The sequence below is a fragment of the Candidatus Cloacimonadota bacterium genome, from assembly GCA_011372345.1.
Classification (GTDB): Bacteria; Cloacimonadota; Cloacimonadia; order Cloacimonadales; family TCS61; genus DRTC01.
Genome location: DRTC01000131.1, coordinates 1 through 4,828, shown reverse-complemented (window position 1 = coordinate 4,828; position 4,828 = coordinate 1). Strand labels below are relative to the sequence as shown.

The window sequence follows — 4,828 nt, the reverse complement described above, 5'->3', positions numbered from 1 at the left end:
GTTTGCTCCTGCAATATTCACCAATTTTCAAATGCTCTAAAGAGCATTTTTTCTTTCATAATCTTTCATAAATTATGTTACACTACCATTTATGCTAAGAAGAACACAAAATTTCCACAAAGATTGTTTATGCTATTTTCTTCGTATTCCTTGGTGAACTTGGCAACTGATTATTTTCACAATTCTATCTTCTCAAAAATACTCATTTGTTCCTGCGAAGGTGTTATCCGGAAATGACGGTAAGACTTAATCGTTACTTTCCTTCCTTGAGGAGTTCTATCGAGAAATCCCTGCTGGATGAGATAGGGTTCATAAATTTCCTCGATCGTACCGGGATCTTCGCCAACTGCAACTGCGAGAGTCTTCAAACCAACAGGACCGCCATTATAATTTTCCATGATCGTTTTCAGAATTCTTTTATCCATATCGTCCAGTCCGCAATGATCGACATTCAGCATTTTCAGGGCTTTGTTCGCGATTTCTTTGGTGATAATTCCGTCACCTTTTATTTGAGCATAATCTCGAACTCTGCGTAAAAGACGATTGGCAACCCGTGGTGTTCCGCGACTGCGACGACCAATCTCATCAGTTCCTTCCGGTTCAATGGAAATTTTCATCAATTTTGCCGATCGAGTAATTATCTTCTTAATGCTTTGCACATCATAATAATCCAGACGCAGAACCAGACCGAATCTGGCTCGCAGCGGAGAAGTCAGAAGTCCGGCTCGGGTGGTTGCTCCGATCAAAGTGAACGGTTCGATATCGATATTCAGGGAACGAGCCGAAGGACCGCTATCAATAATGATCTCCATCTTGAAATCCTCGATCGCAGGATACATATATTCCTCGACAACATGGTTTAATCGATGAATCTCATCTATGAAAAAAACATCACTTCTCTGCAGATTCGTTAAAATTCCGGCAAGATCAGTAGCTCGCTCTAATACCGGACCTGCACTGACTTTTATTTCCGTTTCGAGTTCATTGGCAATAATATAAGCCAGAGTTGTTTTCCCCAATCCGGGAGGTCCGTAAAATAAAATATGATCGAGTGGTTCTCGACGCAGCTTTGTTGCCTGAATGGAAATATCCAGTATTTCCTTAATCTGCTCCTGTCCGACAAAATCGTTTAAAGTTTTTGGTCGGAGCGTTCTATCGAACTCCTGTTCATCAGGAAATTCTTTCGGATCTGAAATTCTTTCTAACATTATTTTTTCCTTTTTTTGTCGCTGATTTTCACGAATTAACACGGATTTTATTTAGGAAATTTTTTTAGTTAATTGAGTCAATTTTTTTATTCCTTTTTAACTATTGCAATACGCAAAAAGTTTCATCCCTTTTTCCTTCTCCATCTTGAGAAGTAAGACCGTTTTGCATAAGGAGATTCATCCAGAGATCTTCGGATTTTACAATTGATAAATATCCACATAGCAGCGAGCAGGGCAAGTAATCCGAATGAGGAAACAATATAAGGATTACAGAAAAAATTGAAGAATGCATGTAAAATCATTGCCAGTAATAATGCAAATACAACGGATATAATGTTTTTCTTTTTAGAAAACTTTATATTTCCCAAAGCATGTCCCCAAATGCTGGAAAAAAGAGCATGAGCAGGAACAGACAGTAATGCCCTGATCAAAATAATGTTGGGAAGCAGAAATTTTGCCTGCTTACTGAACTTGAAAAGATAAATTCCGTTCTCGATCGAAGCAAAACCCAGAGCAACAGCAGATGTATAGACGATTCCATCCATCGGTTCACTGAAGTTTTTGTTCCGATATAAAAATATGAAAACTATCAGGAATTTGGATGATTCTTCGATGATGGGAGCAGCGATCACAGCACTCGTAAAATAACTCCATCTGAAAGGTAGTTGCACCAGGAATGTGATGGCAACTGCAAGAATTCCTAAAAAATAAGAGATTAAAACAAGTCTCAACGGTTCTGGTTCTATTTTATCTCTTTGATAAAAATACCATAACCAGTAAAGACCGGGAGCAAAACCTAACAAAAGATAATGCATAATTTCATTTAAAGTTCTTTCAAATATTGTTGATAAATATTTTCACTAAAACAAACAAAAATGACTTCCTGAATGAAATCATTATTTTGCAGAAAATTCTTCATTTCCCGAACGGCGATTTTTGTTGCTCTTTCAATAGGAAAATGATAAATCCCGGTACTGATAGCAGGAAATGCGATTGTCTTGATTTTATTCTCAACTGCTAAAATCAGACAGTTTTTGTAACAGCTTGCCAGCAATCCATCTTCATTTCGATTTCCTCCACTCCAAACAGGTCCAACCGTGTGAATAACAAATCTTGCCGGAAGGTTATATCCTTTCGTGATCTTCGCTTCTCCGGTTTTGCAGCCATTCAGTGTTCGACATTCTTCCAATAAATCAGTACCTGCAGCTCGATGAATTGCTCCGTCAACACCTCCACCTCCGAGTAAAGTTCTGTTGGCTGCATTAACGATCGCATCGACATTCAGTTTGGTGATGTCACCTTTATGAACTTTGATCTTCATTCCTGCCTTTCTTCTTTTTGGAAATGATCGCTGTTATATAGCCGATGAAGAATCCAATGATCAGGATTGCCGGATAAATAATGATGCGAGACATACTGATCGTCCAGAAATAGACTCTGAATTCAACAACTTTTGTGTTTTGGATGAGTAAGATAATGAACAGGATAAAAAGAATTAAAATGATTATTGTTTTGGGTTTCATTGCTTCTCCCGAACTTTGCAAGACAATTTAGCAAATTGTTTTACGATTCAGTTTTCTTTGAAATATCTCGCTGAATCTCCTTTATTTGTTCCTTAAATTCTTCCGGCGCTTTGATAATTCCCCAACCTTTCTGCATCTGAAATAAACCATTATAAGCTGAATCATGATAGGAACGAATGATGTGCGGAATTTCCCGTTTTGATAGTTCGGTTTTCATCAAGTTTGCTTCTATTTCATTATTTAAAACTAAAATCTTTTTGAATGTTTCTTTCATATTTCCTCATTAAAAAAAGACTCCACCAGAAAATTATAATTCAGGTCAAGTCTTATTTTTCTATTTTCGATTATTCGGGAATTTATGTATTTACGGTTAGCGAATCATATAAATATTTGTCTCTTAATCCAGTATAATTCCTTGTTTAATCTAATTCAAGTAATATTTTACGCTGAAAGCAGATTTGCTATAAAAAATATGAAAAGTATTAAAAATATCAAAATCCCGATCCTTAATGTATTATCTGCAATAAAATTTAAAATTAATTTTGCTTTTTTCATTTTTCAATCCTCTCTATTTGTTAGAAATCTACTGCAATACTTGTTCCAAACAAGATAACTCCTTATTTAATATGAAGTTATTTATTTCAGCAAAAAATGAAACTGCCCGCATTTGCTCGATATCGAGCATGATAAACAGCAACTTTCACATAATCTGCCTAAAAATACGATGATATAACAAACACTGATATTTGTTTCAAAGAGGGATTAGTTGCCCGATTACGGACATTCGGGATAAGAATTAAATTTAACAGAAAACAAGAAAGTTGACAGGGAAATAGTGTTCTATAGAAAAGCAAAAAGTAAGAAAAAGGAAATGAATATGATCCATATTTACACGGGTAACGGAAAAGGAAAAACAACAGCTTCGTTAGGTTTGATCATCAGAGCACTGGGAAATAAGAAAAAAGTATGTTTGATCCAGTTCATGAAAAAAAACTATGTTTACGGTGAGATCAAGTTTTTGGAAAAACAGCAGAATATCGATATTTTTCAGTTCGGGACAGACCAGTTGATCGATCCCAATAATCCGGATGAGATCGATTTTATCGAAGCTGAAGCCGGATATGAAAAAGCAAAAGAAGTTCTGAAATCAGGGAAATACGATTTGATCGTTATCGACGAGATCAATGTAGCGGTTGAGTGGAAACTGCTGCCGCTCGAAAAACAACTTGAGCTCCTGAACATAAAAACAGATGCGGAAGTTGTTATGACCGGCAGATACGCAAGGGAAGAAGTAATCGATAAAGCTGATCTGGTCACGGAAATGAAGGAGGTCAAACATTATTTTTCCAAAGGTGTTCAGGCTCGGAAAGGTGTTGAATTTTGAATAGCGAACAAAGCTAACAAGAACGAACAAAAAGGAATCTATAAATGCAAAATATTACCCGCGAAACACACGAAAAATGCGAAAATAAAAAAGTAGCAATTTGATTTAATATGAAAAAATTAACTTGTCTATTTCTAATTTCGATCATTACGTTTTATTCATTTGCAGAAAACAAAAATGAAGATATACATGAACTGTCTTTATCAGAAAAATTCAAACAAGCAAACACGGAATTACTCAAAGCCATCACCAAGAAAAGGATAATTTTTACTGGGATCAGTCCAGCAATAGCACCAAGACTATATTTAGGATTAGTGAAAATAAACAAGTTGAAAAATGAAAGAATAAGGGAAGATATTTTTTTTATTCATGGATTTCATTTGGAAGGTTTACAAGTTTACGGATTAGCTGTGAAATGTAATTATTTCAAGGAAAAAAGAACAGGATTATACAAGAGTATAATCGTTGGTTTGGATTACGCGATGTTTCCATCACCTTTTGGTGATCCAGGAGGTTCGAGTAATTGGGGTTCTGTCTCATTAGCTATTCCTACTCTTGCTTTTGGTTTAGGTTATAGTTTTCAAATTTCTGAAAATTCTTTTTGCAGAATAAGTCTGGATGCTGGATTTAAGATATTGATCAGCAATCTTAATATAACTTTTGTATTTTAGGAAAAAATGAATTTCCAGAATTTTATCGAAAAAAATCTCTAC

General features: G+C 35.5%; 7 protein-coding genes. 2 read left to right on the top strand and 5 right to left on the bottom strand.

The features are described from left to right. Nucleotides 1-176: 176 nt before the first annotated feature. The 5 genes from ruvB to ENL20_02440 all read right to left on the bottom strand — a co-directional run bounded on the left by ruvB (nucleotide 177) and on the right by ENL20_02440 (nucleotide 3,005). Nucleotides 177-1,208 carry a Holliday junction branch migration DNA helicase RuvB gene (ruvB, locus tag ENL20_02460; protein ID HHE37417.1) on the bottom strand — a complete coding sequence of 344 codons (1,032 nt, stop codon included), beginning with the start codon at nucleotides 1,206-1,208 and terminating at the stop codon, nucleotides 177-179. Between the two features lie 122 nt (nucleotides 1,209-1,330). Beyond that, nucleotides 1,331-2,023, bottom strand: coding sequence for a PrsW family intramembrane metalloprotease (locus tag ENL20_02455; protein HHE37416.1), 693 nt, complete (start codon nucleotides 2,021-2,023; stop codon nucleotides 1,331-1,333). An 8-nt stretch (nucleotides 2,024-2,031) separates the two neighbouring features. Then, nucleotides 2,032-2,529, bottom strand: a complete 498-nt coding sequence (locus tag ENL20_02450) for an O-acetyl-ADP-ribose deacetylase (protein HHE37415.1) — start codon at nucleotides 2,527-2,529, stop codon at nucleotides 2,032-2,034. Continuing rightward, nucleotides 2,510-2,731, bottom strand: coding sequence for a DUF1049 domain-containing protein (locus tag ENL20_02445; GenBank protein HHE37414.1), 222 nt, complete (start codon nucleotides 2,729-2,731; stop codon nucleotides 2,510-2,512). Before ENL20_02445 ends, ENL20_02450 begins: the two co-directional genes overlap by 20 nt. 40 nt (nucleotides 2,732-2,771) lie before the next feature. Further along, nucleotides 2,772-3,005 carry a hypothetical protein gene (locus ENL20_02440; GenBank protein ID HHE37413.1) on the bottom strand — a complete coding sequence of 78 codons (234 nt, stop codon included), beginning with the start codon at nucleotides 3,003-3,005 and terminating at the stop codon, nucleotides 2,772-2,774. A 597-nt stretch (nucleotides 3,006-3,602) separates the two neighbouring features. Between ENL20_02440 and ENL20_02435 the strand changes: the two genes are divergently transcribed. Both ENL20_02435 and ENL20_02430 read left to right on the top strand, forming a co-directional pair. Then, complete coding sequence (locus ENL20_02435) at nucleotides 3,603-4,115, top strand: cob(I)yrinic acid a,c-diamide adenosyltransferase (protein HHE37412.1); 513 nt, start codon at nucleotides 3,603-3,605, stop codon at nucleotides 4,113-4,115. A 110-nt stretch (nucleotides 4,116-4,225) separates the two neighbouring features. Further along, nucleotides 4,226-4,786, top strand: a complete 561-nt coding sequence (locus ENL20_02430; protein ID HHE37411.1) for a hypothetical protein — start codon at nucleotides 4,226-4,228, stop codon at nucleotides 4,784-4,786. Nucleotides 4,787-4,828 lie beyond the last annotated feature (42 nt).

Excerpts from the sequence above, each read along its gene's own strand:
- ENL20_02450 (HHE37415.1), bottom strand. The coding sequence starts at position 2,529 with ATGAAGATCAAAGTTCATAAAGGTGACATCACCAAACTGAATGTCGAT.
- ENL20_02435 (HHE37412.1), top strand. The coding sequence starts at position 3,603 with ATGAATATGATCCATATTTACACGGGTAACGGAAAAGGAAAAACAACA.
- ENL20_02455 (HHE37416.1), bottom strand. The coding sequence starts at position 2,023 with ATGCATTATCTTTTGTTAGGTTTTGCTCCCGGTCTTTACTGGTTATGG.
- ruvB (HHE37417.1), bottom strand. The coding sequence starts at position 1,208 with ATGTTAGAAAGAATTTCAGATCCGAAAGAATTTCCTGATGAACAGGAG.
- ENL20_02445 (HHE37414.1), bottom strand. The coding sequence starts at position 2,731 with ATGAAACCCAAAACAATAATCATTTTAATTCTTTTTATCCTGTTCATT.
- ENL20_02430 (HHE37411.1), top strand. The coding sequence starts at position 4,226 with ATGAAAAAATTAACTTGTCTATTTCTAATTTCGATCATTACGTTTTAT.
- ENL20_02440 (HHE37413.1), bottom strand. The coding sequence starts at position 3,005 with ATGAAAGAAACATTCAAAAAGATTTTAGTTTTAAATAATGAAATAGAA.